General features: G+C 69.5%; 22 protein-coding genes and 1 pseudogene. 4 read left to right on the forward strand and 19 right to left on the reverse strand.

Annotation, left to right across the window (positions count from 1 at the left end; all coding sequences use genetic code 11):
* Positions 1–12: 12 nt before the first annotated feature.
* The 9 genes from H1D24_RS31670 to H1D24_RS31710 all read right to left on the reverse strand — a co-directional run bounded on the left by H1D24_RS31670 (position 13) and on the right by H1D24_RS31710 (position 9,610).
* Complete coding sequence (locus tag H1D24_RS31670; RefSeq protein WP_181661161.1) at positions 13–1,452, reverse strand: NAD-dependent succinate-semialdehyde dehydrogenase; 1,440 nt, start codon at positions 1,450–1,452, stop codon at positions 13–15.
* Positions 1,449–2,636: a CaiB/BaiF CoA transferase family protein gene (locus H1D24_RS42830; RefSeq protein ID WP_181661162.1), complete on the reverse strand. Its 1,188-nt coding sequence runs from the start codon at positions 2,634–2,636 to the stop codon at positions 1,449–1,451. Before H1D24_RS42830 ends, H1D24_RS31670 begins: the two co-directional genes overlap by 4 nt.
* Positions 2,629–3,648: a hotdog family protein gene (locus tag H1D24_RS31680; RefSeq protein ID WP_181661163.1), complete on the reverse strand. Its 1,020-nt coding sequence runs from the start codon at positions 3,646–3,648 to the stop codon at positions 2,629–2,631. The genes H1D24_RS42830 and H1D24_RS31680 overlap by 8 nt, the downstream gene beginning before the upstream one ends.
* A complete protein-coding gene (locus H1D24_RS31685; protein ID WP_181661164.1) occupies positions 3,645–4,469 on the reverse strand; it encodes an HpcH/HpaI aldolase/citrate lyase family protein in 825 nt (274 codons plus the stop codon). The genes H1D24_RS31680 and H1D24_RS31685 overlap by 4 nt, the downstream gene beginning before the upstream one ends.
* Complete coding sequence (locus tag H1D24_RS31690) at positions 4,466–5,686, reverse strand: cytochrome P450 (protein WP_181661165.1); 1,221 nt, start codon at positions 5,684–5,686, stop codon at positions 4,466–4,468. Before H1D24_RS31690 ends, H1D24_RS31685 begins: the two co-directional genes overlap by 4 nt.
* A gap of 49 nt (positions 5,687–5,735) precedes the next feature.
* On the reverse strand, positions 5,736–6,692 hold the full coding sequence (locus H1D24_RS31695; RefSeq protein ID WP_309484507.1) for a PDR/VanB family oxidoreductase: 957 nt from the start codon (positions 6,690–6,692) through the stop codon (positions 5,736–5,738).
* 131 nt (positions 6,693–6,823) lie between these two features.
* On the reverse strand, positions 6,824–7,603 hold the full coding sequence (locus H1D24_RS31700) for a coniferyl-alcohol dehydrogenase (protein WP_181661167.1): 780 nt from the start codon (positions 7,601–7,603) through the stop codon (positions 6,824–6,826).
* A gap of 201 nt (positions 7,604–7,804) precedes the next feature.
* Entirely contained in the window at positions 7,805–8,800 is a 996-nt protein-coding gene (locus tag H1D24_RS31705; protein WP_181661168.1) for an Lrp/AsnC family transcriptional regulator, read from the reverse strand.
* A 144-nt stretch (positions 8,801–8,944) separates the two neighbouring features.
* Positions 8,945–9,610, reverse strand: a complete 666-nt coding sequence (locus H1D24_RS31710) for a TetR/AcrR family transcriptional regulator (protein ID WP_181661169.1) — start codon at positions 9,608–9,610, stop codon at positions 8,945–8,947.
* A gap of 330 nt (positions 9,611–9,940) precedes the next feature.
* Between H1D24_RS31710 and H1D24_RS31715 the strand changes: the two genes are divergently transcribed.
* The 3 genes and pseudogenes from H1D24_RS31715 (at position 9,941) to H1D24_RS31725 (ending at position 14,236) form a co-directional block, all read left to right on the forward strand.
* On the forward strand, positions 9,941–11,404 hold the full coding sequence (locus H1D24_RS31715; RefSeq protein ID WP_181661170.1) for an APC family permease: 1,464 nt from the start codon (positions 9,941–9,943) through the stop codon (positions 11,402–11,404).
* Between the two features lie 26 nt (positions 11,405–11,430).
* Positions 11,431–13,069: pseudogene (locus H1D24_RS31720) on the forward strand (amidohydrolase).
* Between the two features lie 45 nt (positions 13,070–13,114).
* On the forward strand, positions 13,115–14,236 hold the full coding sequence (locus H1D24_RS31725) for an aromatic ring-hydroxylating oxygenase subunit alpha (RefSeq protein WP_181661171.1): 1,122 nt from the start codon (positions 13,115–13,117) through the stop codon (positions 14,234–14,236).
* Positions 14,237–14,578: 342 nt separating this feature from the next.
* Here H1D24_RS31725 and H1D24_RS31730 read toward each other — a convergent pair whose 3' ends face one another.
* A complete protein-coding gene (locus H1D24_RS31730; RefSeq protein ID WP_181661172.1) occupies positions 14,579–14,854 on the reverse strand; it encodes a helix-turn-helix transcriptional regulator in 276 nt (91 codons plus the stop codon).
* Positions 14,855–15,571: 717 nt separating this feature from the next.
* On the opposite strand from H1D24_RS31730, the gene H1D24_RS31735 reads away from it, so the two are divergent.
* On the forward strand, positions 15,572–16,459 hold the full coding sequence (locus tag H1D24_RS31735; RefSeq protein WP_181661173.1) for a DUF5655 domain-containing protein: 888 nt from the start codon (positions 15,572–15,574) through the stop codon (positions 16,457–16,459).
* A gap of 184 nt (positions 16,460–16,643) precedes the next feature.
* On the opposite strand, the gene H1D24_RS31740 is transcribed toward H1D24_RS31735, so the two are convergent.
* The 9 genes from H1D24_RS31740 to H1D24_RS31780 all read right to left on the reverse strand — a co-directional run bounded on the left by H1D24_RS31740 (position 16,644) and on the right by H1D24_RS31780 (position 26,297).
* Positions 16,644–16,973, reverse strand: coding sequence for a DUF6087 family protein (locus tag H1D24_RS31740; protein WP_181661174.1), 330 nt, complete (start codon positions 16,971–16,973; stop codon positions 16,644–16,646).
* A gap of 52 nt (positions 16,974–17,025) precedes the next feature.
* Positions 17,026–18,390: an SPDY domain-containing protein gene (locus H1D24_RS31745; protein ID WP_181661175.1), complete on the reverse strand. Its 1,365-nt coding sequence runs from the start codon at positions 18,388–18,390 to the stop codon at positions 17,026–17,028.
* 54 nt (positions 18,391–18,444) lie between these two features.
* Positions 18,445–19,560 carry a DnaB-like helicase N-terminal domain-containing protein gene (locus H1D24_RS31750; RefSeq protein ID WP_181661176.1) on the reverse strand — a complete coding sequence of 372 codons (1,116 nt, stop codon included), beginning with the start codon at positions 19,558–19,560 and terminating at the stop codon, positions 18,445–18,447.
* Positions 19,561–20,826 (reverse strand): DNA cytosine methyltransferase, encoded by a 1,266-nt coding sequence (locus H1D24_RS31755; RefSeq protein WP_181661177.1) that lies wholly within the window; start codon positions 20,824–20,826, stop codon positions 19,561–19,563.
* On the reverse strand, positions 20,823–21,692 hold the full coding sequence (locus H1D24_RS31760) for an adenine nucleotide alpha hydrolase family protein (RefSeq protein WP_181661178.1): 870 nt from the start codon (positions 21,690–21,692) through the stop codon (positions 20,823–20,825). Before H1D24_RS31760 ends, H1D24_RS31755 begins: the two co-directional genes overlap by 4 nt.
* Before the next feature lie 100 nt (positions 21,693–21,792).
* Entirely contained in the window at positions 21,793–22,827 is a 1,035-nt protein-coding gene (locus H1D24_RS31765) for a hypothetical protein (protein WP_258564455.1), read from the reverse strand.
* A gap of 6 nt (positions 22,828–22,833) precedes the next feature.
* Positions 22,834–23,598, reverse strand: a complete 765-nt coding sequence (locus H1D24_RS31770; RefSeq protein WP_181661179.1) for a hypothetical protein — start codon at positions 23,596–23,598, stop codon at positions 22,834–22,836.
* A gap of 80 nt (positions 23,599–23,678) precedes the next feature.
* On the reverse strand, positions 23,679–25,463 hold the full coding sequence (locus H1D24_RS31775; RefSeq protein WP_181661180.1) for a type IV secretory system conjugative DNA transfer family protein: 1,785 nt from the start codon (positions 25,461–25,463) through the stop codon (positions 23,679–23,681).
* 45 nt (positions 25,464–25,508) lie between these two features.
* Positions 25,509–26,297 carry an SPDY domain-containing protein gene (locus H1D24_RS31780; protein WP_220137468.1) on the reverse strand — a complete coding sequence of 263 codons (789 nt, stop codon included), beginning with the start codon at positions 26,295–26,297 and terminating at the stop codon, positions 25,509–25,511.
* Positions 26,298–26,301 lie beyond the last annotated feature (4 nt).

The following is a 26,301-nucleotide window of genomic DNA, read 5'->3' on the forward strand; positions in this document are numbered from 1 at the left end:
GTGCCAGGGCCGTCACCACTGGGTGGCGATGTACTTGGTCTCCAGGAACTCGTGAATGCCGTGGCGACCGCCTTCGCGGCCGATGCCGCTCTGCTTGACCCCGCCGAACGGAGCCGCGGGGTCGGAGAAGACGCCTGTGTTCAGGCCGACCATGCCTGACTCCAGCCGCTCCGCCACGCCGAGTCCGCGACGCAGATCCTGCGTGTAGACGTAGGAGCCCAGGCCCATCTCGGTGCTGTTGGCCATGCTGATCGCCTCGTCCTCGGTGTCGAAGGAGACGACCGGGGCGACCGGCCCGAACAGTTCGTGGCCGAGCACAGGAGCCGTCGGCGGGATCTGGTCGATCAGCGTGGGAGGGAAGTAGTAGCCCGTGCCCTCGGGGGCGCTGCCGCCCACGACGACCCTGCCTCCCCAGTCCACGGCGGACTGCACGGCCGCGGCGAGCGTGTCGCGCGCGGATGCGGATGCCATCGGCCCCACCTGTACGGACGGAACGGTGCCGGGCCCGACCTTCAGCGCGGAAAGGCCGTCGGCGAGGCGGGAGACGAACTCGTCGTGCACGGAGCTGTGCACGTAGAACCGGTTGGCGGCGGTGCACGCCTCGGCGTTGTGACGCATCTTGGCGACCAGAGCCCCGGCGACCGCCGCATCGACGTCCGCGTCCTCGAAGACGAGGAACGGGGCGTTGCCGCCCAGCTCCATGGACGTCTTCAGCACGCGCTCGGCGGCCTGCGCCAGCAGGGCGCTGCCGACCCGGGTGGATCCGGTGAAGGACAGGGCACGCACCGGGCTGTCCGCGACCAGCTCGGCGGTCACCGCGACGTCACGGGTGGTCGGTACGACGTTGACCACTCCGGCAGGCACGCCCGCCTCGGCGAGCAGCTGAGCCAGGAACAGTGCGGTCAGCGGTGTCTGCCAGGACGGCTTGACGACGACCGAGCAGCCTGCGGCGAGGGCGGGCGCCACCTTCCTTGTGATCATGGCGGCCGGCAGGTTCCACGGAGTGAGCAGCAGGGACACCCCGACAGGCTGCGAGATTTCGATGATGCGCTTGTCCCCGGTCGGCGACAGGCTGAGGTGACCGTCGATCCTCACGGCTTCCTCGCTGTACCAGCGGAAGAACTCTGCCGCGTAGCCGACTTCTGCCTCGGCGTCCGTGTGCGCCTTGCCGTTCTCGGCGGTGATGAGCGCGGCGAGCTGCTTCTTCGCGCCGATGACCAACTCGTAGGCTCGGCGCAGGATTTCAGCGCGTTCGCGTGGAGCGCGCCGGCTCCAGGCCGGTAGCGCGGCGGCGGCCGCGGCGGCGGCGGCTTTTCCGTCCTCGACGTCCGCGTCGGCGACTTCGGCGATGACCTGCTGGGTGGCGGGGTCCTCGACCGGGAAGGTGCTGGCGTTCTCTGCCTTCCGCCAGGTCCCGTCTATGAAGAGGTCGGTGGGAGCGGTAGGGATCACGAGGACACCTCTGCGGGGTGGTGAGGGCGGAACTCGTCGTTGTTGGAACCGAGTCGGGGCACCGGCCCCGGTCGCGCTCCCCGGCCGTCGAAGAGCAGGGGCAGGCGCGGCAGGCTGAGGGCCGAGCCGTCGGAACGCCGGGCGCGTTCGTCGTCGATCGGGGCGTACAGGCCGCGGTGGGCGAGGTGTTCGCAGGCGCGGACGTCGGCGATGCTCTGCACGACTCCGGCCGGCTGGCCCGCGGCACGCAGCGCTGCCACCGCTTCGTGGCGGTCCATGTCTTTGGCCCACTCCTCCAGCAGCGGGACGATGCGGTCCGCCATGTGTTCCGCGCGTTTGAGGGTGGTGTCGAGGGCGGGGTCGCTCTCCAGTTCCGGGTTTCCCAGCGCGGCGTAGCAGCGTCGCCACATCTCGTCGGTGGGGATGACGATGGACACCCACGCCCCGTCGCCGGCCCGGAAGGCACCGACGGGGCTGAAGCGGTCGATGCCGCGTGTGGGCACCTCACCGGTGTACTCGTGGAGGGTCAGGGGGCGTTCCAGGAAGGCCGCGCCGATGTCGTACATGGCGGCGTCGACGTGGGAGCCCTGGCCGGTGGTGGCTCGGCCGACGAGGGCGGTGAGGATGCCGATGGTGCCGTAGATGCCGGACATCAGGTCCATCGTGCCCATCGGGGCCAGCCCGGGCGGGCCGTCTGGCTCTCCGATGAGGCTGGACAGGCCGCTCATGCCCTGGATGACCGAGTCGAAGGCCGGCCACTGCGCGTACGGTCCGCCGGTCGTGCCGAAGCCGGAGATCTCGCAGATCACCAGGCGGGGGTGGCGCTCGCGCAGCGTGCTGGGGGCCAGCCCTTGCCGGGCGAGGGAGCCCGGGCGCAGGTTGCTGACCAGGACGTCGGCCGTCCCGAGGAGTTGGTCGAAGATCTCCCGGTCGTCCTCGGTACTCAGGTCCAGCTCGACGGACTTCTTGCCGCGGTTGTAGGAGGCGAAGCCGCCGCTGATGTAGTCGTCGTCGGGACCGACCTTGGGGTCGTACCAGCGGCGGGGGTCCCCGGTTCCGGGCCGTTCTACCTTGATCACTTCCGCGCCCGCGTCGGCCAGCATCTGCGTGCAGTACGGGGCGGCGATGAACTGCTCCAGGGACACCACGCGGATGCCGTCGAGCAGGTGGAGTCCGTCAGACATGGTTCCCTCCAGAGTTTCCGGCGACCAGCGCCACGGGGCGGAAGTCGAGGACGTCGACCGGCTCGGCGTCGGGCCCGACGGTCCGTCCGCGAAGCCGGAAGCCGACGAGCGCACCTCCGGCGACCGGCACGACGTCCTCGCACGTCAGGTCGAACGACAGCAGGTCGTCTTCGAAGCAGGGGGCGAGGTGGTCGCACGAGCGCCAGCCGACGACCGCTGCCAGCCCCGGCACCAGCCGGGACAGCGACGCCTGGGCGAGAGCGACGGTGTGACCGCCGTAGACCAGCCGCCGGCCCCGCTGCCCGCGGGCGGGGTCGCGATGGGCGGCGGCCTGGTTCTGGGTCAGGCGTACGAGGTCCAGGGCGCCGCTGATCGAGTCACGCAGCGGGTCTGCCGCCTGGAAGCCCTTCTCGGGCAGCGCAGCCCGGGACAGCCGGGTGAGATCCCAGTGCCCGGGTACGGCGGGCAGGAAGTCCGTGAGGGGGCGGGTGGAGTCGGCGCTGCCGATGTCTCCGGCCTCCTCCAGGCGGCCCTGGTCACGCAGGGGCAGCAGGGCCAGACGCTCCAGGGAGGCGACCAGGGCGCCGTGCTCGTCGCGCGTCTCGATGGAGAGCAGTACCTTTGCCCGTCTGCCCTTGCCGTTGTCGCGCGTGAAGGCCCGGGCGACGGGGGTGACGGTCGAGGTCACCGTCGCCCCGATCGGCAATTGTTGGTGCAGGGTCACGTCGCGGTAGAAGAGGTTGGCGATGACGATCTTCGTTGCGACGGTGGACTGACCGATGGCGACCTGAAGGGCGAGGGCCGAGTTCACCACCCGCGTGTCCGCGCCGGTGACGGCGTGCGACAGCGGTGTGCTGAGGGACAGCCGGGCCGGGTCTCCGCTGATGGCCTGGTACAGGGCGGCGGTGCCCTCGTCGATGGTGATGGCCGGTGCGTTCGGCAGGGGTTCACCGATGACGAAATCGTCGCCGTAGGGGCCGTCTGGGGGGATGGCTGTGTTGCGTGTGCTCACTGCTGGCCTTCCGCGAGGATGCGACGGGCGCGGTCGACGACGGGCTTGTCGACCATGGCTCCGTCCACGGCGATCGCGCCGTCGGCGGGTGCGTCGGCCACGGCGGCCGTGACGCGGCGCGCCCAGGCGGTCATGTCGTCCGAGGGAGCGAACGCCCTGAGCGCGTGTTCGAGCTGGGCTGGGTGGATGCAGAGCTTGCCCGTGAAACCGAGGTCGCTCTGACGTCGGCAGTCGGTTTGGAGCCGGTGCTCGTCGTCGACGGCGGCGGTGGGGCCGGCGATCGCGGGGATCGCGGCGCAGGCCGCCGCGTTCACGATCCGCGCCTGCGCCCAGGAGGTGTCCTGGGCGTGGAGCCCGCCCGCCGCGGCGAGTTCCGCACGGTAGTCCAGCTCGCCGAACATCACGGCGCGTACGGCCGGGTGGGCGGTGATGGCGCGGGCGTCCTCGACCCCTTCGGGGCTTTCGACGAGCGCCACGAGTGGCAGGTCCGTGCGGGTCGCGATCTCGTGCACCGCGTCGGGGGTTGCTTTGGGCAGCACGAGGGCATCGAGGTGTTCTCGCTGCGCGTTTGCGAGGTCGAGGTCGGCGGCCAGATGCGGTGAGCCGGCGGCGTTGACCCGCAGCCAGAGCCGTCGCCGTGCCGAAGTCAGCGGACGTGCCGACGTCCGTATCAGCGCGCGGGCTTCGTCCTTGCTGGTCGCGGTGACGCCGTCCTCGAGGTCGACCATCAGGGCCGAGGCGGTGGAGGTCCGGGCCTTGTGCAAGAACCGCTCGGAGGAGGCGGGCACCGCCAGCACGGTCCGGGGCAGGAGCGTGGTCATGCCGGGCTGAACCTCACGGGCAGGGAGGCCAGGCCGTTGACGAAGTTCGAGTGCAGGCGCACCGGTTCGCCGCTGACCTCGATATCCGGCAGGCGGTCGAACAGCTCCTCGAAGAAGATCGTCATCTCCTTGCGGGCCAGCACCGCCCCCAGGCAGAAGTGCGGGCCGCCGCCGCCGAAGGCCACGTGCTGCTCCTCCGGCCGCTCGAAGTCGAGTTCACCGGCCCGGTCGAATGCCCGCTCGTCGCGGTTCGCGGAGGTGTACCAGAGCACGACCTTGTCACCCTTGGCGATTGGCTGTCCGGCGATTTCCGTGTCCCGGGTCGCGGTGCGCCGGAAGTACATCACCGGGGTCACCCAGCGGACGATCTCCTCCACCGCGCGCGGCGCGAGCCGCTGGAAGTCCCCCTGCCAGCGCTGCCGCTGCTCGGGGTGGAGCGACAGGGCGTACATGCCCTGCCCGATGCTGGTCGCCGTCGTCTCGATGCCGGCGGTCACCAGCAGGGCGAAGAACACCGCGATCTCGTGGTCGCTCATGCGCTGCCCGTCGACCTCCGCGGCCAGCAGGCGCCGCAGGAACGAGGCCGAGTCGTCGACCTGTTCCCGTGCCCGCGCGACCAGGTCCTCGGCGTAGGCGATGATCTCCAGCATGGCGTTGTACGCCTCGGCGGTGCCGTACGCGGACAGTGCGGTGCCGGTCAGCGCGACGAGCCGGGCCCGGTCGTCGGCTGGGACGCCGAGCAGTTCGCAGATGATCTGCGCCGGGAAGTCACCGACGATGTCCTGCATGAAGTCGCACGAGCCCTTGTCCGCGACGCGGTCGATGCACCGCCGGGCGTGTATGCGGATCGTGTCGCTGAGGGCCTCGACGGTGCGGGGGGTGAGGACCCGGTTGACGATGGCCCGGTGGTGGGCGTGTGCGGCGCCGCTCATGTTGAGCATCCCGCCGAAGATGTGGACCATCTCCGGCGTCATGTCGACGATCTCGGTGCCGTGGGCGGAGGTGAACGTGTCCTGGTCGCGGCTGACCTCGACCAGTTCCTGGTAGCGGACGACCGACCAGAACCCCCGGCCGGCGTCGGGGAACCAGGAGGAGGGCGGCTCGTCGTGCCAGTGCACGGCGCCCTCCTGGCGCATCGCGGCGAACGCCGCCTGCGGGTCCGGTTGGGTCCAGAACTCCGGCAGGGCCGGGTTCGTGGGTGTGTCGATGTCATGCATGGAGTACGGCCTGTTCTGCTGGCTGTGGGAAATGGGGAGGCCGGACGGCTCAGAGGTCGAGGACGAGCTTGCGGGACAGGCATCGGCCGACGCAGATCATCATCGTCTCGTTGCTGTCGCGCTCCTCCGGCGTGAGGACCTGGTCACGGTGGTCGGGGGTGCCGTCGAGGACGGTCGTCTCGCAGGAGCCGCAGTAGCCCTCTTCGCAGGAGAAGGGGACCTGCGGCACGACCTCGCGCACCACGTCGATCAGCCGCTTGTCCGCGGGAACGGTCAGAGTCCGTCCGGAGCGGGCGAGTTCCACCTCGAAGGATGTGTCGGCGCCGGTTCGCTCACTGTCGGGTACGGGCTTGGCGCCGAAGCGCTCCAGGTGGAGCGTGCCGGCGGGCAGCAGCGTTTCGCTGAGTGTCTCGGCGGCCTGGAGCATCGGCTCGGGACCGCACGCGTAGACCGCGGTTCCCTCGGGCAGGTCTGCGAAGGCGGCGGCGAAGTCGGGATGTCCCATCTCGTCCTGCGGCACCAGCTGTGCTTCGCCTTCGCAGGAGGCGGCCAGTTCGGCGAGTTCGGCCGTGTAGGCCATGGACGACCGGGTCCGTCCGCCGTAGACGAGCGTCCAGGGGGTCCCGGTGGCGGCGGCCCGGCGGACCATCGCCAGGATCGGAGTGATTCCGATTCCTCCGGCCAGGAACAGGTACCGGTCGGCCTCGGCCAGGCGGAAGTGGTTGCGGGGTCCGCGTATCGACAGCAGCGAGCCTTCGGTGAGCCGGTCGTGGACTTCGGCGGAGCCGCCTCGGCCCTCCGGCTCCCGGAGCACGGCCACGACGTACTCACCGGGGCGTTCCCCTTGCCCGCAGAGGGAGTACTGCCTGACCGTTCCTGAAGGCAGGACGAGGTCGATGTGCGCGCCGGGCTCCCATGCCTCGAGCGGCTCGTCGGCCGTTTCGGCCGGTACGAGGGTCAGCTCCACCACGCCCTGGGCGGGCTCACGCCGGCCGGCGATCCTCACTCGCCGGTCCTCGGGACTCGACGTCTGCTCTTTGGAACTCACCGGTCGGTCTCCGACAATGCTGGTGCTCATGACCCGTGTCTCACTTTCTTTCTGATCGTCCGCCGCCGAACGGTCGGACACTCCACCGGTCAGGCGGCGGAGTTCTGACGAAGCGCGAACGCCATCTCGGCTCCCGCGTCAGCCACGACGTCGGTGCCGTTGACCCACGTGGCCCGGGGGCTGGCCAGGAACTCGATGACGGCGGCGATCTCGTCGGGACGTCCGTTGCGTCCCCCGGCGAGTTCCGTCAGAGGGTCCAGCTCCGCGTGTCCCATCGATGCGTAGAACGAGGGCAGGAGGGGGGTCTCGACCGCACCCGGGCTCACGGTGTTGAGGCGCACGTGACCGCGGTAGCGCTGGGCGGCGAGGGAGGTCCACACGATGAGGGCCTCCTTGCTGCGGGCGTAGGCGTCCTTGCCGTCGGGGAGCAGGGCGGCGCCGGTGTCGACGCCGGTTCGGAAGTCGGGTGCTTCGATCAGCCGGGTCACCTCGGCGAGGTGGTCGCGCCAGTACCAGCCGGCCGTGGACGCCACGCTGACGACGGCGCCGCCTTCGTTCATGCGCGGCACCAGCCGGTCGGTCAGGTGGCGCAGCCCGAAGAAGTTGACGCCGAGGATCAGCGGGACCGGGGAGGCTCCGGATACCCCGGCCACGTTGCACAGGACATCGGCAGGCCGGTCCAGCGCATCCACAGCGGTGTCGATCGACGAGCAGTCGTTCAGGTCGGTCTCGACGAAGCGAACCGGAGAGCCGGGCTTCCTGCGGTCGAGAACGATGACCTCGTCCCCCAGCGCCACGAATCGACGGACGACGGCTTCACCGATGCCCGACGCCCCTCCAGTGACCACGACGGTGCGTGACCTGGTCATCAGCTTCCCCTTATGAACCCGCGGCAACCCGCTGCCGCGCGACAAGGACGCGGCAGCGCCGGACGTCCTCACGATGACACGAGATGACCATCCCGGCAAGGGAATCTGACGTTTCGATGGTCGCTTGGGGAGGTTATTTTGCAGTCGCTGCTTTCTCGGCAAGCCTATTTTTGCTTTGGGGGTAAGGGGTTTCCTGCGGTTCTACAGGGCGGACCAGGTGTACGGCAGCTTGTGGATGTCGATGTAGTTGAACGTCTCCGTGGTCAGCACCCCGGGGATGCCGCGCAGGACGCTGCCGGTCAGGCGGTACAGGCCGGCCCTGTCGGCGCAGCTCACCTCCAGCAGGAGGTCGTAGGGGCCGGTCGTGGCGGCCACGACATCGATTTCCGGCACCTGACGCAGACGCTCCACGACCTCGGGCATGGGGCCCTGTACGCGTACTCCCACGCCGGCCTGCACGCGATGGCCGTAGAGAAGTTGGTTGGTGATGGTGACGATCTGCACGACGCCGCTGTCGAGGAGGCGCAGCACCCGTCGCCGTGCGCTGGCATACGGGACGCCCGACTGCTCGGCGAGTTGACGGTAGCTGGCGCGCCCGTCCCGTTGCAGGACCCGGATCAGCGCCCTGTCGGCCTCGTCGAGTTCATCGGCGGAACGACGGGGGGCCGGTGAGTGCTGCCGACCGCCGCCGAGGAGAACGTGGTGCGACCCGGTGGGCTCGTACTTCTCCACGGAGAGGTACTGCATGGTCAGGCACTGAGCCACTCCGGGCAGCGTGCGGACCGACTCGTCGAGGATCCGCAACAGGTCCCGGTCGTCCCGGGCCACCAGCTCGGCGACGATGTCGAAGACTCCGGCCGTCTGTACGACGAGATCAGCTGCGGGCAGCGCGTTCAGCGCGCGAGCGATGGGAAGGGCCGGGCCGCTCACCGTGATGCCGAGCAGTGCGAAGCTCTCCAGCCCGAGCAGGGGAGCGGGGACGCTCCCCACCACCTGGATGACATCTTCGGCGATCAGGCGTTTGAGGCGCTCACGGACCGCGTCTCCCGACAGGTCGACACCGGCGCCCAGGTCCGCATACGCGGCTCTCCCGTTCGCCGTAAGGAGCTTGATCAACTTCTCGTCCACCGAGTCGAGGGCTGCCCCGGGAACCGGGACCCCCGGCTCGACATCCTGCCCGTCGTGCTGCCGCGGCATGAGCATCACCTCCGTGTGCATGACCCCTGAGAGAGATCCGCACACTACACCTGGGCACTAGCGAATTTTGCATGCTGACTCAGCATACGAGCATTTTGGACACGCCCTGGTGGGTGCAGCGGCTCCGCTGCGGATGGCAGGTGGTCAGTCGCGGACCTCGTCGACCTCGTTACTCGGCGCCACTGCGCTGGAAAGTGAGGGCGGCGTGTCCCGTGCGGCGGTCCTGTCCGGACTCCAGCTCTGGAGGAAGCCCCGCACGTCCTGCTCCAGCCGGGCGGGGGAGTAGGTGGCCGGGTCCAGGGCGGTCATGACGCCGAGTCCGTCGACGAACGTGGCCAGGGTCGCGGCCGTGCGGGCTGCCTCCCAGGGCGGGTCGAGGATTCCCTCCTCGATGCAGGACTCGACCAGCTCCCGAATCCGGGCGTGGTAGTCCTGGTGCTCCTCCAGCACCGCCTCGGCGAGGGCCGGATGGTCCGCCACGCGTCCCATGAACCCGAGCCAGATCTTGAAGTCCAGTCGCGACTGGGCGTCCACTGGGAGCGCACGGAGAAGGACGCCGATGAGTCGTTCAAGTGGTGGTGTCTCGGACGCCGGCCCCAGTTCCTGCTCGCGCTGGAGGGCTAGCCGGTAGGCGAAGAGCAGCAAGTCGTCGCGGTCGCGGAAGTAGTGGGCGATCACGCCCCGCGTCCACCCCGCCTCGGCGGCCACCGCGCGGATCGTGGCGCCCTCGACGCCGTCGCGCTCCACCACCGCCCACACGGCGCGGGCCAGATCCTTCTTGCGCTCGCCGTGGTCGACGATCTTGGGCACGCTTCCTCCCCTGTTGCGCCTGACTCGGCGACTGTTGTGACAGCCCCTGCTCCGGTGCTGGTCAGAGCCGTGCCGGAGGCTGGCATGCGTCTATTTTGCATTCACCCTCTTGACGCCGATCCAGCCCCTACGTTTTTATGACACTGTCATGAATCGCGGGGTCGCCGTTACGCCCCGTCGTCTCCGCGGCCCGCATGCCGTCACCCAATGGCCCTCGCACGTGGCCGGCCGCCGCCATCAGCAGGCGCAGCCGGCCACCGGGCGGACCGTATCCCGTCACCCGCACCGCCTTCCGGTTCGTCCGCCCTCGCCTGCCCGAAGGGAACCCCAATGCCACCGACTTCTGACGGCACCATCGAAACCAGTTCCGAGCCACGGAGCACGGACGGTCACGCCCACACGCTCAAACCGGGTGTGCTCGGGGTGACCGCGGTGGCCTTCCTCGTCATCTCGGCCGCTGCCCCCCTGAACCTTCTGGCCGGCTACGGTCCCCTGGGCTACATGGTCGGCGGGCTCGGTGCCCCGGTCGGGTTCGTCCTCGCCGGCCTCGTGCTCGCCACGTTCGTCGCCGGCTTCATGGCGATGACCCGTTACATAGACCGTCCGGGCACCTTCTACGCCTACGTCGAGCGCGGGCTGGGAAAGGACCTGGGACGCGGGGCCGCCGCGGTCGCGCTGATCTCCTACCTGGCGATCCAGGTGGGCGCCATGGGCATCCTGGCCACAGTCGCCCAGTCACTGATCGACAACTTCTTCGGCGTCCACGTCCACTGGGCCATCATTGCGGTTGTCCTCCAGGTGATCATCTGGTACCTGGGACGACGGGGCATCGACATCGGCACGAAGGTGCTGGGCGTTCTGCTCTTCGCGGAGATCGGCATCCTCGCCGTCATCGCCGTGTGTGTGCTGCTCAAGGGCGGGAGCAGCGAGGGCATCCAGGCCGGTTCGTTCGCCCCGTCCAACGTCTTCACCTCCGGCATGGCAGCGTCATCCGTCGTCTGGTTCGGAGCCTTCCTCGGTATCGAGTACACCGCGATCTACCGAGCGGAGACCAAGAACCCCGACCGCACCGTCCCCCGCGCCGCATACGTGTCCCTGGGCTTTCTGGCCGTCTTCTACTGCTTCGTCAGCTGGGCCGTCGTCCAGGCGTTCGGCGACTCGGCCATCGCGGCGGCGGCCGGTGACCACCCGACGGACATGGTCTACCTGGTCGCCGAACGCTACGTCGGCACCTGGGCGGGCGAAGTGACGCAGATCCTGATGGTCACCAGCAGCATCGCGTCCGCCCTGGCCTACTTCAACGCCATCAGCCGCTACGGACACAGCATGTCCAGCGAGGGCATGCTGCCCAAGAGAATGTCGCGCGTCCACCCGGTGTACCGCTCTCCGAACAACGGCAACCTTCAGGCCGTCATCACCGTCGGCGCAGTCTTCCTGTTCGCCGCGGTCGGCCTCGACCCGTACACGAACATGACGGTCTGGATGAGCACGCCCGGTGTCCTCGGCATCATCGTGCTGATGACCCTGACCGCGGTGGCCGTCGTCGTCTTCTTCTGGCGCAAGCAACGGTCGTCCCGCGATCGCTGGATCGTCGCGGTGTCCTCCGTCTCCGTACTTTTGCTCGGGGCGGTGACGTACCTGCTGATCGACAACGTCGAGCTCATGACCGGCAGCACCGGAGCCGTCAACACCTTCGCCGTCACCCTGCCGTTCGCCGCCCTACTCCTCGTGGCGCTTGCCAGCCGTTTGCGGCGCGGGCGCGGTGCTGTCGCGGCGGCCGTCACTGACACCTGACCCCGAGCACCGAAAGAGCCATCTCCATGCACGCTCAAACCGTCTTCCTCGGAGGCCCCGTCCACACCGTGGACGCCGCGCATCCTTGGTGCGCCGCGGTGGCGGTTCGCGACGGCCGTATCGTCGCCACCGGTCAGGAGCACGACGTACGGGACCTCATCGGACCGCGGACCGAGGTCGTCGACCTCCACGGCAAGCTCTTGCTTCCCGGTTTCCAGGACGCCCACGTCCACCCCGTCTTCGCCGGCCTCCAGCTGCTCGACTGCGACCTGGGCTCCGCGCAGAATGCCGACGACTACCTCGCGGTCGTCGCGGACTACGCGGCGAGCCACCCCGAGCGGCCCTGGATCACGGGCGGGGGCTGGACCTTCACCGCCTTCGGCACCGCCATGCCCACCAGGGACCAGCTGGACAGCGTGGTCGGCGACCGACCGGTCTACCTCTCCGTGCGTGACGTCCACAGCGCCTGGGTCAACAGTCGCGCCCTGGAACTGGCCGGCATCGACGAGCACACCGGCGATCCCGTGGGGGGCCGGATCGAACGCGACGCCAACGGCCGCCCCACCGGTGTCCTCCACGAGCAGGCGATGTCGCTGGTAGCACGATGTATGCCCGAACCGACCGCGGGCGACCTGCGGCTCGCCCTCTCCACCGCCCAGCGCCACCTCCACGCCCTGGGCATCACCGCCTGGCAGGACGCGCTCGTCGGCTCCTACGGCGGCCAGCCCGACCCACTCGGCGTGTACCTCGACGGGGCACGCTCCGGCCTGCTGACCGCCCGAGTACGCGGCGCCCTCTGGTGGGACCCGGACCAGGGCCTGGAGCAGGTGGACTCGCTGATCGAGCGCAGGAACCGCGGCCGGGCCGGCCGGTTCCACGCCGGCACCGTCAAGATCATCCAGGACGGCATCCCCGAGAACGGGACGGCAGCTCACCGATCCCTACCTGGACAAGTGCGGCTGCCCCACGACCAACCGCGGCCTGTCCATGGTAGAGCCGGACCGGCTCAACCGTGCCGTCACGCGGCTCGACGCACACGGATTCCAACTGCACTTCCACGCCATCGGAGACCGGGCGCTCACAGAGATCCTCGACGCTCTGGAGCACGCCCGGAAGACCAACGGCGACACCGGACTCCGTCACCACATCGCCCACCTCCAGGTCGTACGGCCCGAAGACGTCTACCGCTTCCGGGCACTGGGCGTCACCGCCACCATCCAGCCCCTCTGGGCCGCCCACGACGACCAGATGGACGACCTGTGCATCCCCGTACTCGGCGAGCAACGCGCCGCCTGGCAATTCCCCTTCGGAGACCTCCGGCGCGCCGGTGTCACTCTCGCCGCCGGCAGCGACTGGGGTGTCACCTCGGCCGACCCCCTCCTCGGCATCCACGTCGCGGTCAACCGCGTCCTGCCCGCAGCACACGGCGAACGCGTGGTGTTCCTTCCCGAACAGCGCCTCAACCTGGCCACCGCGGTCCGCGCCTACACATCCGGCAGCGCCTACGCCAACCACTTGGACGACACCGGCTCCCTCACCGTCGGCAACCGCGCCGACCTGGTGCTGCTCGACCGGAACCCCTTCGACGGACCACCCGAGGACATCGCCCGCACGCGAGTCCTGCGGACCTACGTCGAGGGCGCCCTCGTGCACGCCGCCGACTGACCACAGATCAACACCGCACACCACAACACATCGAGGTAGATCCTTATGGCGCCCACCATTCGTCCCCCCGAGACCGCCCAGGCACTGCCGCGCGAGGCATACCTGTCTCAGGAGCACTTCCAGCAGGAACTGGAAAGCATCTTCTACTCGACGTGGCAGTACGCCGGGCACGTCTCGGAGTTCCCGACGACCGGCTCCTACAAGCGCTTCGCCGTCGGCTCCGTCGACCTCCTCCTGGTCCGTGCCGCCGACGGCGGCATCAACGCACTGCACAACGTGTGCCGTCACCGCGGCGCGCAACTCGTCTCCGAGGAGACCGGCACCTGCAAACGAGCCCTGACGTGCCACTACCACGGCTGGGCCTACAACCACGACGGCAGCCTCCGCGGCGCTCCCAAGATGGGCGAGGGCTTCGACAAGACCCAGTTCGGCCTGAAGCACGCCCACACCGAAATCTGGAACGGATGCGTCTTCGTGCACCTCGGCGAGGAGACCCCCATCCCGGTCCGCGAAAGCCTCGCCGACGTCGTCTGGCCCTACGCAGACCTCGACCGGGCCAAGGTCGCCGAGGTCGCCACCTACGAGGTGGAGAGCAACTGGAAGATCTGCTGGGAAAACGCCCTCGAGTGCTACCACTGCGCGATCAACCACCCCGAACTCGTCCGCGTCTTCGACCAGGACGGTGACGCCGGCGGCGCCGACGGCGGCGACGACTACGTCTACTTCGTCAACCCGCTCCTCGGCGACTCGCTCTCGGTGACGCGCTCAGGCCACCTGGAGAGCAAGGTGCTCTTCGAGTGCACCACCCCACTGGACGAGGCACGCGGCTTCTTCCAGTGGCACACGTCGACCTTCGAGATGGTCGCCAGCCCGGACTGCGTCGCCGTGATGACCTACACGCCCCTGGCTCCCAACCGCACTCGCATCACCCAGACCTTCCTCGTCCCCGAGAAGGCCGAAGCCGGCACGGACTACGACCCCGGCACACTCTTCGAACTGCACAAGCTGGCCCGCGAACAGGACAACCAGCTCTGCACCTCAGTCCAGAAGGGCGTCAGCAACACCGCCTACGTACCCGGCCCCTTCAACGACATCTACGAGGTCGAGAACCTCCGCTTCCTGGACGTCTACTGGAAGCTCATGGCCGACGCCCCCGGAAGTGACTGACCGAAGGGCCGTCGCGCGCGGTCACGGCGCCAGACGTGAGGCAGAAGACCCTCTACGGGTCCGCTGCCCCGCACTTATCCGCCTCCGTACCCGCGAAGGGTGCGGAGGCGGGACATGTCGTAGAAACCGTCCACGGGCGTCCAGCTGGTCCAAGGCGAGCGCGTAAGTCCAGGTCAGGGCCCTGTGACGTGAGAGCGTCTACGGGGTTGGTGATACGCTTGTGATCGCTCGTGACACGTGAGGGCCCCGTCGGCTTGCTCCGACGGGGCCCCTGCGTGGACGGGGACCTGACACGACGACGCCCCGCCGGGTTGCTCCGGCGGGGCGTCGTCGTGCAGTTGGTCAAGACGGATTGGGGCTTGTGCTGGAGGCTCCGTTGTACTCTGGCTCGCCGCTCTCGAGTACGCGGAGGAGCGAGGCGGTGACGACGCGGGCGGTGCGGCCCATCGGCAGCACGCGGCAGGGGAATTCCCCGCGGCGAACAAGGTCGTAGCTCTTCGATCTCGACAAGCCGAACGCCTGGGCGGCGTCCTCGACGCTCGCGGTCCCACTCCAGGTGGCGCGGATGTGCTCGGGGCTGAACGGGCCGTGATGCGTTTCGCTGCTCTGGCTGGGCATTCCTGTCAACAGTGCCTTTCGGGTTCGGTTGCTTCCGGGGCAGTGAGGAAGCGGGGAGATGCGGTGGACTGCCAATAGTCCGCGGAATCACCGGTTTCGGTAACCGGCCATTGACGGATACCCTGCTCCGCTCAGCGTTGGAGGCGAGTTGCATAGGGCCCAACCGGCGCCGGCACCGCTGGTGGGGCCGTCGGCATTGTCTCCACGTGTTTCCGATGACGCACCATGTGGAGTGCGTCGCGATCCTTGAGCCTGCCGAAAAGGGCCGTTGACCTGCAGGTTTCTTGTTGTGCGTTATGTGCGTTGTGTGCGCTACGGGCGATATCTTGACGCTGAAATGACGCTCGTGACGCTCAAATGACGCTTGATCTGATACCCCGTCAGGTACTTCTGACGGGATGTCAGATACGCGAAGGGCCGCTCGCGTCGCCTGTCCTCGATGGAGCATTCGAGCGGCTCCTTGGTGTCGGTTGAAGCCTGCTTAGTGGAGGCGTCTTCGGCGTCGCTGTCCGGCTGACCGAGTCGCTATGGCGTCGAGTTAAGTGGTCCGTCTGGGCTGGGCGAAGTAGCCGTAGTTGGCACGGGTGGGCAGCCACCTTTGCGGTCGGTAACGTTCCTGGCGGCTTGTCACCCTCCTGCCTCGCAAGGCCCGGCGCTCTCTGCGGAAATAACCCTGCTTCCCTCCGAGTTGGTGATCTCGAAGCCGAGGAGGGGAAGGTGTCGGGGCTGAAGCTGTTCCACACGACGAATAGCGGCGTGACCGTGGTCACGCCGCGTCTTGCTGCTGTCGAGGCGGATGTGCAAGATCTCGTCGAGGCGCACATGGAGGCGATGCTGGGCGTCACGTTCCTCGCGAGCGAGTACGTGATCGACTGCGTCGACGGCGGGCGCATCGATTCGCTGGGGCTCGACGAGAACGGTGCGCCCGTGATCGTGGAGTACAAGCGGGGCACGGATGCCGGGGTCATCAACCAGGGCCTCTTCTATATGGCCTGGCTGATGAGCCACAAGGACGCTTTCCGGAGTCTGGTCCGCGACCGGCTCGGGGGGACGGCCGCGTCCCAGATCCTGTGGAGCGCACCTCGGCTGATCTGCGTGGCCGGCGACTTCACTCGCTACGACGTGCACGCCGTAGGCGAGCACCGGCGCTCGATCGACCTGGTCCGCTACCGGTACTTCGGCAGCGACCACTTTGGCCTTGAGACCGTGGCTTCGGTCACCGGTCACTCGGCCGAGGCCAAGCGGGTACGCCGCCGCGCGTCCGGTCTGCCGGTTCGGCAGCAGGGCGGTGCGATGGGCGAGCTGGCTGCAGCGGTCGACGAGGTCCTCGTCGGTCTGGGCGACGGCGTCACTCGGGTGCAGCGCAAGCAGTACCGCGCCTATCAGCGGCTGCGGAACTTTGCGTGCCTCATCCCGCCCCAGCAGACCAAGGTGCTGGTCTACCTGAGAGCGGATCCGACGGCCGTGGATCTGGTGCCCGGGTTTACCCGGGACGTGACCGGGCTCGGCCACCATGGCACGGGAGACCTGGAGGTTCAGCTGCGCACCGAGCGGGACCTGGAGCGCGCCCAGGACCTGTTCCGGCTGAGCTACGCCGCGGCGTGACCGAGCAGGAACGGGCATCGCGTGACGCGTGGCGGTGAGGTGATGGATCGTCGCAGTGCTGCCTTTCGACGGGCGGTCAGGAAGTGGCGGTGGAGCTACAAGTATTCGGCGGATCCCCGGTTTCGGTAACCGGGGATCCGCCGCTATATTGCCGCCGTCTTTTCGTGTGTCCTTGAATGGACTGCTACTTCTCTCTGTCCTCTGCTGGGGTCGGCTTCCGGTGTCGGCCCCGGCCTTTGCCCAGCGCGGGGCGATCCCATTCGGTGGCCTTCTGTTCGGCCGGCTGCGGTGGGTACAGCACGGTTTTGGCAACGGCGAGATTGCTGACGAGGCTGACCGTCTCCCACTCCGTTCCGTTCCATTCCTGGATCACGCGTGGTGTGTCGGGGTCGACGTGTTGCCCGCGGTGCGGACCTTCGGTCAGCGGCACCGCTCGGCGCCTGCCCTTCGTGGCGTGTCGACGTTCCTCGCGGCGGCGTGCCCAGTCCTCCAGCGGCTCCTGTTCGTCGTGCATCTCAGCATCGTGGCGCAGGCGTGATGGCTGCTGCCACCGGCTTGGCCAGACGTCACCGCGACCTTGACGAACCGGCGCGCGAGGCCAGCTGCGCACGGATGTCGTTTCGGGTCAGGGGGTTGAGCCCCTGGCGTCGAGCCGTGACCGGCTTCTGCGTGAGTACGTGGGCCACCTCGAAGGCCACGTCCTGCAGTACGGATGCTGCGGCGTGCGGCGAGAAGTGAAGCGCCCACCGCGGAGTGTCGGCGTCACCACCGCCCCAGACCGTCCAGGCGGGCAGGCCGCTGTGAGGGGCGTGGGCGGCGAAGGCGTCGAAGTGGACGCCGACGGCGTGGTCCCCCGGTGCCTGCCAGCGGATCCAGCGGCCGTCGATGGCGTGTTCCCAGCCGGCGTCGGCCAGCGGGCGGGTGGCCTCGCCGATGGCGGCCTCCGAGACCTTGCTGCCCGCCGCGATCTGTGCCGCGTCCGCGGAGGCGAGGCTGTCGAGGAGTACCCGCATGATCTCCACGGGGACCGTGGTGCTCGCGGTGGCGTGCCACAGGCGCTCGCCGACCGGGCTCTCGTACGCTGCGATCTTCCACTGGGTGTCGTCGGGGGCGGCTTCGTGAACGAACTCGGCGCGCAGGACGAGGGATTCGTGGACGGCATGGGTGGTGTCGTCGGACCAGGTGCGCCAGCGTTCCCACTCCCCGTGTGACTCGAGGAAGTCCTTCAGGAGCGCTTCGTGGGCGTCGACGCCGGCCGTGTCCACCTCTGCGGGCTCGGTCGTGGCCGGGGACGCCTGGGCGTCGGCCGTGTGGGGCGTCGATGGGGTGCGTGCCTGCTCGGCGTCGCGTTCGGTGCTGGTGGCGGGGGCGGGGCCGGGGCGTACGGCGTCGCCGTAGAGGCGTTCGAACTCGGCGATGGCCTTGGCGGGGGTGTCGTACCGGCCGGCTTCCACGCGGAGGTGGTTCTCGCCGTGGAGGTGGATGCTCGGGCCGTCGCGGTAGGTGCCGACGGCCACGGTAGTCCAGCCGTCGTGGGCGTGAGCGTGGATGATCAGGCGGCCGTGACGGATGTCGTCGTAGATCTGCTGGGCGTCGTTGGAGACCTCGCGGATCTCCTCACGCGAGCACCAGGGCATGGGGTAGTTGGCCCAGGTCCATTCGGTGTCGATCTCTTCTTGCAGCTGGGGCGTGATGTCTACGGTGACGCCCTCGGCGCGCAGGGCACGTGCGGCCAGTTCGGCGTAATACGGTTCCTCGCGGTCGATGCGTGCCATGACCATCGTCGTGTCGGCGAGGGGCTCGAAGCCGTGGAGGGCGAGCAGGGCTCGCACGGTGTGGGTGGGGGTGCTGGTGATGGTGGCGGTGACGGCGCCGGGGCGGCCGTCGAGCAGGTCGAGGCGGAGGTGTGGGTCTGCTTCGGGGTGCGGCAATCTGTTCTCGTTTCACGGCTCCGGCCGGCGTGGGGCCGGCCGGAGCGGGTGGGTTCATCGGAGTGCTCGGGTGCTGCCTGCGGTGGCTCGCGGCGGCGGGCCGGCGCGTGAGACGGCCGGGCTGGGCGGTTGGCGAGCTGCCGGCGTCGGAGGGCTGGTGCTGCGGTGCCAGCGGGTGCGCAGGGTGGTGAGGTCGGCCAGGGCGCGGCGGCTGCCGGTGATCAGCTGGTGCGGGGTGTTGGCCGGGTCTTGGGCGTAGGCGGCGATGCGTGTGCCGACGTCGAAGGCGCGGGCCAGCAGGGCGCGTTGAAGGACTCGCTCGCCCCAGTATTCGGGTGAGCCGACGGGGGTGGAGACCAGGGCGATGAGGTCGCCGGGGGCGAGGCCGTCGGCGAGGAGTCCGCGGTGCTGGGCTTCCCAGAGCACGGTGACGGGGTCCACGGGTTCTCCGTAGTGGTCCAGGGCGGTCAGGCACTGCCAGAGGGTGGCGTGCAGGGGCAGCGTGAAGTCGTCGGGCTGCAGCCAGCGCATGTTCTTCAGCTCTGCGGGGTGCGCGGTGGCCGTGGCGAGGAGGAGGCGTTCCTCGTCGAGGGCTTCCTCGCGGCAGCGTCCGCCGGGGGTGCCCGGCACCACGGTGCGCGGCAGCGAGCCGGGGTGCGGGGCGAACTGTCCGGCGAGCGAGTCCAGGAACTGCGCGAGCGTGTCGGCCTGCGCCAGGGTGGTGGCAGCCGGGTTGGGCAAGGTGGCGTCGGTGGAGGTCTGGGCGAGGCGTTCGGCATGCATGAGCAGCGTGCGCCGGGCGTGATCGGCTCGGATCATCCGCGCGTACGTCGGCGCGTGCTTCGGCCAGGGGCACACCTGGATGAGGGTGTGGAGATAGGAGGCGGTGAGCCCGGGGGCGTTGGGGCGCGCGGCGCCGAGCACGGTGTTCAACCAGGCGGGATCCAAGCGGTGGGCTTCCGGGTCGGGCGGGGGCACCGTTCGAATGGCCTGGAAGAGGGCGCCGTGAGCGTGGTTGCCGAACTGGCCGGCGTCCAGGTCGCCGATATCGGGGAGCCGGTGCGGGTCCAGGAGGAGTGCGCCGAGCAGGGACTGCTCGGCGTAGTGCACCGGCCGGGCAGGGGGCAGGTCGTCCAGGTTGTCTTCGTCGGGGTCGGTGGGCTGGGGCATCTAGGCGGCCAGGGTGAAGTCGTTGGGGTTCAGCGTCTTGTTGAGGTGCGGGGCCAGCAGGTGGGCCGCGAGCCGGGGCGGCACGGCATTGCCGATCTGGGAGAACTGCTGACCCTTGTTCCCGGCCCATCGATAGTCGGCGGGGAAGGTCTGCAGGATGCCGGCCTCCTGGGCGGTGATCCGGATGGATTCCGGCGCCGGCTGCTCCCCATCGGCGTCACTGGGAGCGGGTTCGGCGACCCAGACGCATTCGTTCGCGCGGTGGCCGAAGAACAGCGTCCCGGCCGGCTCGTCGAATCGGCGCACGGTCGCGTTCGCCTGGTTGTTGCTGCGCAGCGACCACGACCAGCGATGTGCTTCGCCGGTGAACGTAGGGGCGGGAGCGTCGGCCGGCCGGTTCTCCCGGGCCCCGTGTCGAGCGCTCCATCCGGCACCCTCGCGTCGCGACTGCAGGACGAGGTCGCTCTGCGGCTTCCAGGTCCCACGGTCGCGGGCGTCGGTGAGCGTCTTGCGTGACCCGGACGGGAAGGGCTCGGGGCCGCCGCCCGGTCCTCCGCCGGCGCACACGGTCGGCACGGGGCGGTCGGTGGCACCCCAGCCGAGGGCCTCTGCCATGGACACCCACTGCGCGCGGCCCGGCCCGAACAACGACTCGGGCTCGGCTACTTTGGCGTGCGTGGGCGGCGGGGGCTCGGCGGTCCGGGTGCGGGAGGCGAGCAGGATCGCCCGCCGACGGGTCTGCGGCACGCCGTAGTCGGCTGTGTTGAGGATCCCGGTCCACACCGAGTACCCCCAGCCGCGCAGGATCGCGGAGTACTGGCGCCACAGGGGCAGGACGTCGGGGACCTCCTCCATCGCGACCCATTCGGGCTGCCCGTGCTGGTGGAGGGCGTGCAGGTAGCGCATCGGCTCGGCGGCGAGCAGCGAGCGCTCGTCGCGGCAGGAGGCCAGCAGCTGTTCGCGGGTGTCGCGGCCGGTAGCGAGGTCGGCGACGGCCTGGTGGACAAGTGGCTGGTCGAGGAGGCCGAGGCGTTTGCCGGCCATCGACCACGCCTGGCAGGGCGGGCTGGCGATCAGCCCGCATGTCTTCCCCAGAAAGGGCCAGACCGGGTACATCGCCACGTCAGTCCGGATCGTCAACTGACCTTGTGCAGCACGGGTCTTGCAGGCCCACTCATCCCATTCCAGTCCGATGTCCCGTACGCCGAGCACGGCCAGTGCATGGCTCCAGCCGCCAGGCCCAGCGAACAGGTCCAGCACGATCACGTGGCCAGCCCGAAGTCATCCTGCGTGGCTGCGACCTCGCCTCGGCAGGCCCAGGGCGAGCACCCGTCCGCAACGCCCTCTTCCAGCTGCTCTGCGTCTTCTTCGGTGCCGAGTTCCTGCTGGAGCGCGGCCCATTCGGCGGCGGTCACGTGGTCGATCGGAGCTTCGCTCAGCGGAATGCGGGAGCGGTGCAGAAATGCCTCGCCCAGCAGGCGGTTTCCGGTGGCGTTGGCGCGGGCGTTTCCCTTCCGGATGGCAGCGTCGAATTCCACCACGTCGGCCCACTCGGCTGGCGAGGTGTCGCGAATCTGTCGCCATTGGGCGTTGCCGTGAAATGGGCAGCCAAGGCAGCTTGATTTCGGAGTGTCCGCCCATCCGCGCGAGGCCAGGTAGCGGATGCAGTCGCTGCGTGACCAGCCCATGTCGATGAGCGGGTGCCGATTGCGCATGTACTTCACGTCCGCGTCCTTGGCGCGGTGGAATTTATCGGTGGAGATTCCGACCCACTGCTCCACGAACACGTCTCGCGGAATGCGGGCAGGGTAGGGGTAGCCGAGGAGTTCGCGGACCTTCTTCTTGATCGGTTTTATCTTGTATTCGCCTGTGCACTGCCGCCGGGTCATCCCGGGCTTGCCGTCCTGATTGAGAATGTAGAGCGGCATGGAGGCGAATCTGTGGCCGGGGTCGAGTGCATCGCTTCGAATGTTCCCGGAGGTGACCCGAAGGATAGGGATGCCTGCCGGTTTCGCTACCTCCTGCTCCAGGCGGTCGAGGTGCGAATAAACGGATTTCGGCTCCCATCCGGTGTCGGCAAAAATGGCGTAGTCGACCTTGGGGAGAATCCCTTCGGCGGACAGGGCGAGCATGGCACTGGATTGAATTCCGGCGCCGAGCGAGATAGATCGGAATACGGGGTTGGCGGAAATGGGGCGTCCTTGTGGTGAGCGGATGCTGTCCGTGGGGCGGTCAGCGGCGTGGAACGGGGGCGCGACGTGGCACACAGGGCGAGGCGAAGACGGGGGCGACGTCGTCGAGGTCGTCGGCGAGGTTCAGCGCGAACGGCTGGCGGTGGCCAGCGCCGGCGCCTGCCATGTACCGCGGGGAGACCATGACCCGGTCGTCGGGTGCATGCGAGGTCACCGGTGCCCCCTGCGCGAGGGCCGCCTTGGGCGGTGCGGCCACGGCGGTCTTCAGTGCGGTGCGGGGCCGTGGCTGGGCCAGGGCCTGCTGCCCCAGATCGGTGACGGTGATCTTCTGCCCGGTGAACAGGGAGGTGCTCGTGTCAGTGGTGACGAGTCGACGTCTGGCCAGGGCCCGGAAGGTGGCGATGGAGACACGGGTGCCATCAACGGTGGCGACCCGGGTCACGCCCAGGCCGCGCGTTGAGGACTCATACAGGCGACCGCCGCTCGTCAACGCGGCGAGGGCGTCGTACTGGGCGGGGGTGAGCGCGGGGCATGTTGTCTGCTGCACGGTCTTGGGCTTGTGCTCCTGCGCGGTGGCCAGGTCCTCGGTGATGCCGTGGGCGAGGTAGTGGCAGCCGGTCGCGCACAGGTCGAGCTGGTGGACGGCATCGTCGAGGTGCCCGCGCATCTTCGGAATGGCCTCGGCGTGACGGGCGGTGCGTACCGCCTCGCCGTCGGCCGGGTAGCCGGCGAACTGCGCGCCCTCGTACGGGTTGGCGAGCACGACGTGGGCGAGGTCGGTGGCGGCGAGCGACGACGAGGACACGACGGAGGCCAGAAGCTCCAGGCTCGCCCGGCTGCCGGCGACGCTGGTGTACGTGCTGTTGTCGAGTGCTTTCAGGCGCACCAGGGCGGTAGCCGTGAGGTCCTGTGCCTGCAGGAGCAAGGGGCTGATGTGGCGCAGCGCGTCTGTTCCGGGCGTGTAGGAGATGTCGCGCACGCGCGCCTTGAGGGCCTCGAAGTCGCGGGCCAACTGCCGTAGTTGCAGGACTTGTTCGTTCAGATCGAGTGCGGGCGTGGGGATGGGTGACTCCATGGAGGTTCAGCGGCTTCGTGTGGCGGCCTGCGCGGCGGCAGGTACGGGGCGGGGTGCGGTGCCGGGCGCCGTGCTCGGCCCGGCTGCAGGCGCGTCGATGACCGAGGCGAGGGCGGTGATGCCGGCCGAGGTGAGCCGCACGCGGTCCAGGGGCGGGCCGCCGACATAGGCGGCGTGCGCCGAGCGTGCGGTCCTCTCGGCCAGGCCCTTCGCCTCCAAGGAACGCAGGGTGCTCATCAGCACCTTGGGTTCGCGGGAGCGGGTGAACTCGCGGCCCAGCGAGCTGCTGGCCACGACATGTCCACAGGCGATCTCGGCCAGAGCCGTGCGCTGCACGGCGTTCAGCCGGTCGTCGGGGGCCGGCGCGGTGGCCCAGCGGCGCCGCCGGGTCTCGGCGGCCAGCGTCACGGCGCAGCTGACGGCGGCTTCCGGGGCCAGCGCGGTCAGCTCGCGAGCGGTCCCCGTACTGAGATCGACCGAGGCACCGGTGAGGAAGGCAAGCTGCTTCAGACGCATCACCGTCTCGGCCAACTCGACGCTCTCATAGAGACGTTCGCCCTGGATCGCCTTGACGGCGGACAGGGTGTCGGTGGCCAGACGCTGCGCGGAGGCAGCGTGCGCATCCGGTTCGGGCGGGTCGCCGGCGCGCAGAAGGAGGTCGAGCCTGTCGTTGTGCTGGGTGTACTGGTCGGCCAGGTGGAGCAGCCGTTCGACGGGCGTGGGCGGTGGCGCCACGTCGAAGAGCAGAGATTCGGCGGGCGGCTCGGTCATGAGCGACGCCGCGTGGTCGGGCAGGGGTGAATGGGGCTCGTCTCCCGTCTAGGTGGGTACGGCCGCCGGGCTCGGGGCGCTTAGGCGGCGGGGCCGAAGTCGCTCTGCCTGGGAGCGGCCTTGGCGATGGCACGGGCGGTGATGCCCTTGGAGGCGCGGGCGGAGGCGGCGGAGAGTTCGTCGGCGCCGGGCTCGAGATACCAGGGGCGCAGGTCGAGCATGGCCGCGCGCATGCCGGTGGCGAACGCGAGCGCGGTGCCCTTGGGCAGGGCGCGGATGGCGTCGGCGGCCAGGATGCGTTCCTGCCGCATGGACACCGAGGTGGACTTGCCGGACTCCGAGGTCGAGGTGGACGTCGTCTCGACGTCGTGGTCGCCGATCAGCCGGGACAGCTTGTCGGCGAAGTCCGGATCGTCGATACCCGAGCCGATGACCTTGATGGTGGAGGCGGACCACATGGCGTCCATGCCCGCGTCCCCCCACACCTTCTGGCCCTGCCGGTAGGACTGCAGGATGGTGATCGGGATGATGCCGCGCGAGCCCAGGTGGGAGTACAGGTCGGGAAGGTCCGAGATCTTGCAGACGTTCGCGGCCTCGTCGAGGATCGCGAGCATCGGCGGGTCCAGGCGCCCGCCGGCGCGTTCGGCCTGCGCGGTCGCGGCCCGCATCACGCTGTCCGCACACGCGGCGATGAGGGCCGAGGCTCCGCCTCCGCCGTCCTTCGACAACAGGTAGAGCGTGTCCGTCGAGGTGACGAACGCGGACGGCTTGAACTCCGGCACGTCCTTCTGCGGCGTCACCCACGCGGCAATCCCGCTGTTGAGCAGCGCGGCGGCGTACTGGCGGGCGGTTTCGTAGATGCCGTCGCGGGTTTCGGGCGGGCCCTCGACGGTGCCCTTCAACTGCGCGGCGACCGCGGCGAACTTGTGGTCGCGCAGGATGTCGAGCGGAGTACGGTCGGCGGGGAAGGCCAGCCACGCCATCACGTCGGTGATCGGACGCTCGTCGAGCGCGGCGGCCAGGAAGAGCTGGGACAGGATGTTGCTGCCGGCCTTGGACCAGAAGTCGCCCTGCTGGCTCGCGTCCACGGAGGCGGCGAGGAAGTGGCCGGCCAGCCGGCCTGCGCCGTCGAGGGTCTTGGCGTCGGCCAGCGGGTTCCACCACATGGCCCGCTCCGCGTGGGCGATCTGCTGCGGGTCCATCGACCAGGTCCGGCCGACCTCGGCCCGCGCGTCGAGGGTCGCGGTGTAGGCATCGCCGGCGGCCTTGTTGGAGGTGAGGAGGACCGGGCCGGGGGCGTTGAGGATGGAGGGGATCGCCAGCGAGGTGGTCTTGCCCGAGCGGGGCGCCATGATCGCGACGGCGACGTCCTCGTACCCCATGCGCACCTCGTGCTTCGTGCCCTGGAGGTTGCCGAGGAGGATGCCGGTGTCGGCCGCGTCGATGTGCTTGGCGTCCTTCAGACTCGGGCGCAGTGAGCGTGCCTTGGCGGTGATGGCCTTGGACATCAGCGGCTCGATGTCCCGCTGCTTGGCCATCCCGGCGATGCGCTTCTTGCGCCCGCCGCCTCGGTGCCGCTTGTAGAGCAGGGCGGCGGTGATGCCGAGCGCGACGAGTACGGCGACGGGCAGGATGCGCGTGCCGAGGAGGAGAGTCGTTGCGCTCAGGTCAGGCCACAGCTGGTCGGGGTGCAGGAGGGCCTGAACGGGCTGGTAGGGGGCCGTTGGGGAGTTGGTGGCCCAGGCGGTGAGGTTGCCGCCGAGCCAGGCCAGGTTGGACAGGGGGACGGCGATGGCCAGGGCGACGCCCAGGACGCGGAAGGCTATGTCGTAGCCGTCGGTGGACGTGGAGTTGGGCTGGGGCAAGGGGCTGTTCCAGGGAGCGGGGAGGCGCTGCGCGCGGCAGTCGGTTCAGCGGGTGCGGCGCGGCTGTGACACGGGCGGACGTGCGGGCGTCGCCTCGGGGGCCGGTGGAGTGCGGCGCTGCGTGAGGGCCGTCGTACGGTGCTCCAGCGCGAAGGCGAGGGTCTCGGCGCTCACGGGGCGCCGGCTGTTGGTGCCGCGTGCGGTGGCCAGGTACGGCAGCCGCTGTGGGGCGCGCATGATCGGGTCGGGGTCGGCAAGGGCGCGAAAGAGCGCCGACACCAGCGGGGCGGGGGTGCTGCCGTCCAGGTATGCGCGCCAGAGCGTGGGCAGGTGGGGGACGGAGGTTTCGACGTTCCAGCCGACGGTGCGGCCCTCATGATGAAGTCGCTCGACGCGGGCCAGGCCGTCGGGTGCGGCCAACACCTCGGTCACGGTCCCCTCTTCGTGGTGGCGTGGCACCTGCCAGCCTGCGGCGCGCAACGGCGCAAAGAGGTCGCCTGACTCCGGCGGTGGGGCACTCGGGTCGGTGAGGGCGTCGGTGACCGCGGCGATGATCTCGACTGGCGTCTGTGCGTCGAAGGTGATCGACCACGGGCGCTCGTCCGCGACGCGGGCGTGGCGGATGCTCCACCAGGGCTCGCCCGGGTCCGGCGTCGGATCGATCCGCAGCTGGGCCAGCTGGTCGGGACTGGTCAGGATGACCCGCGGCATCAGCGGGTCATCGGCGCTGCTCCAGCCGCAGGCGCGGTGCAGCGGCACGGTGACCCAGGCCGGATCGACGCCGCCGGCCAGATAGCGCGGCGTGACGAATGCCTGCTCGATGGGCTCGGTCACGGGC

The organism is Streptomyces himalayensis subsp. himalayensis (genome assembly GCF_013778455.1).
Classification (GTDB): Bacteria; Actinomycetota; Actinomycetes; order Streptomycetales; family Streptomycetaceae; genus Streptomyces; species Streptomyces himalayensis.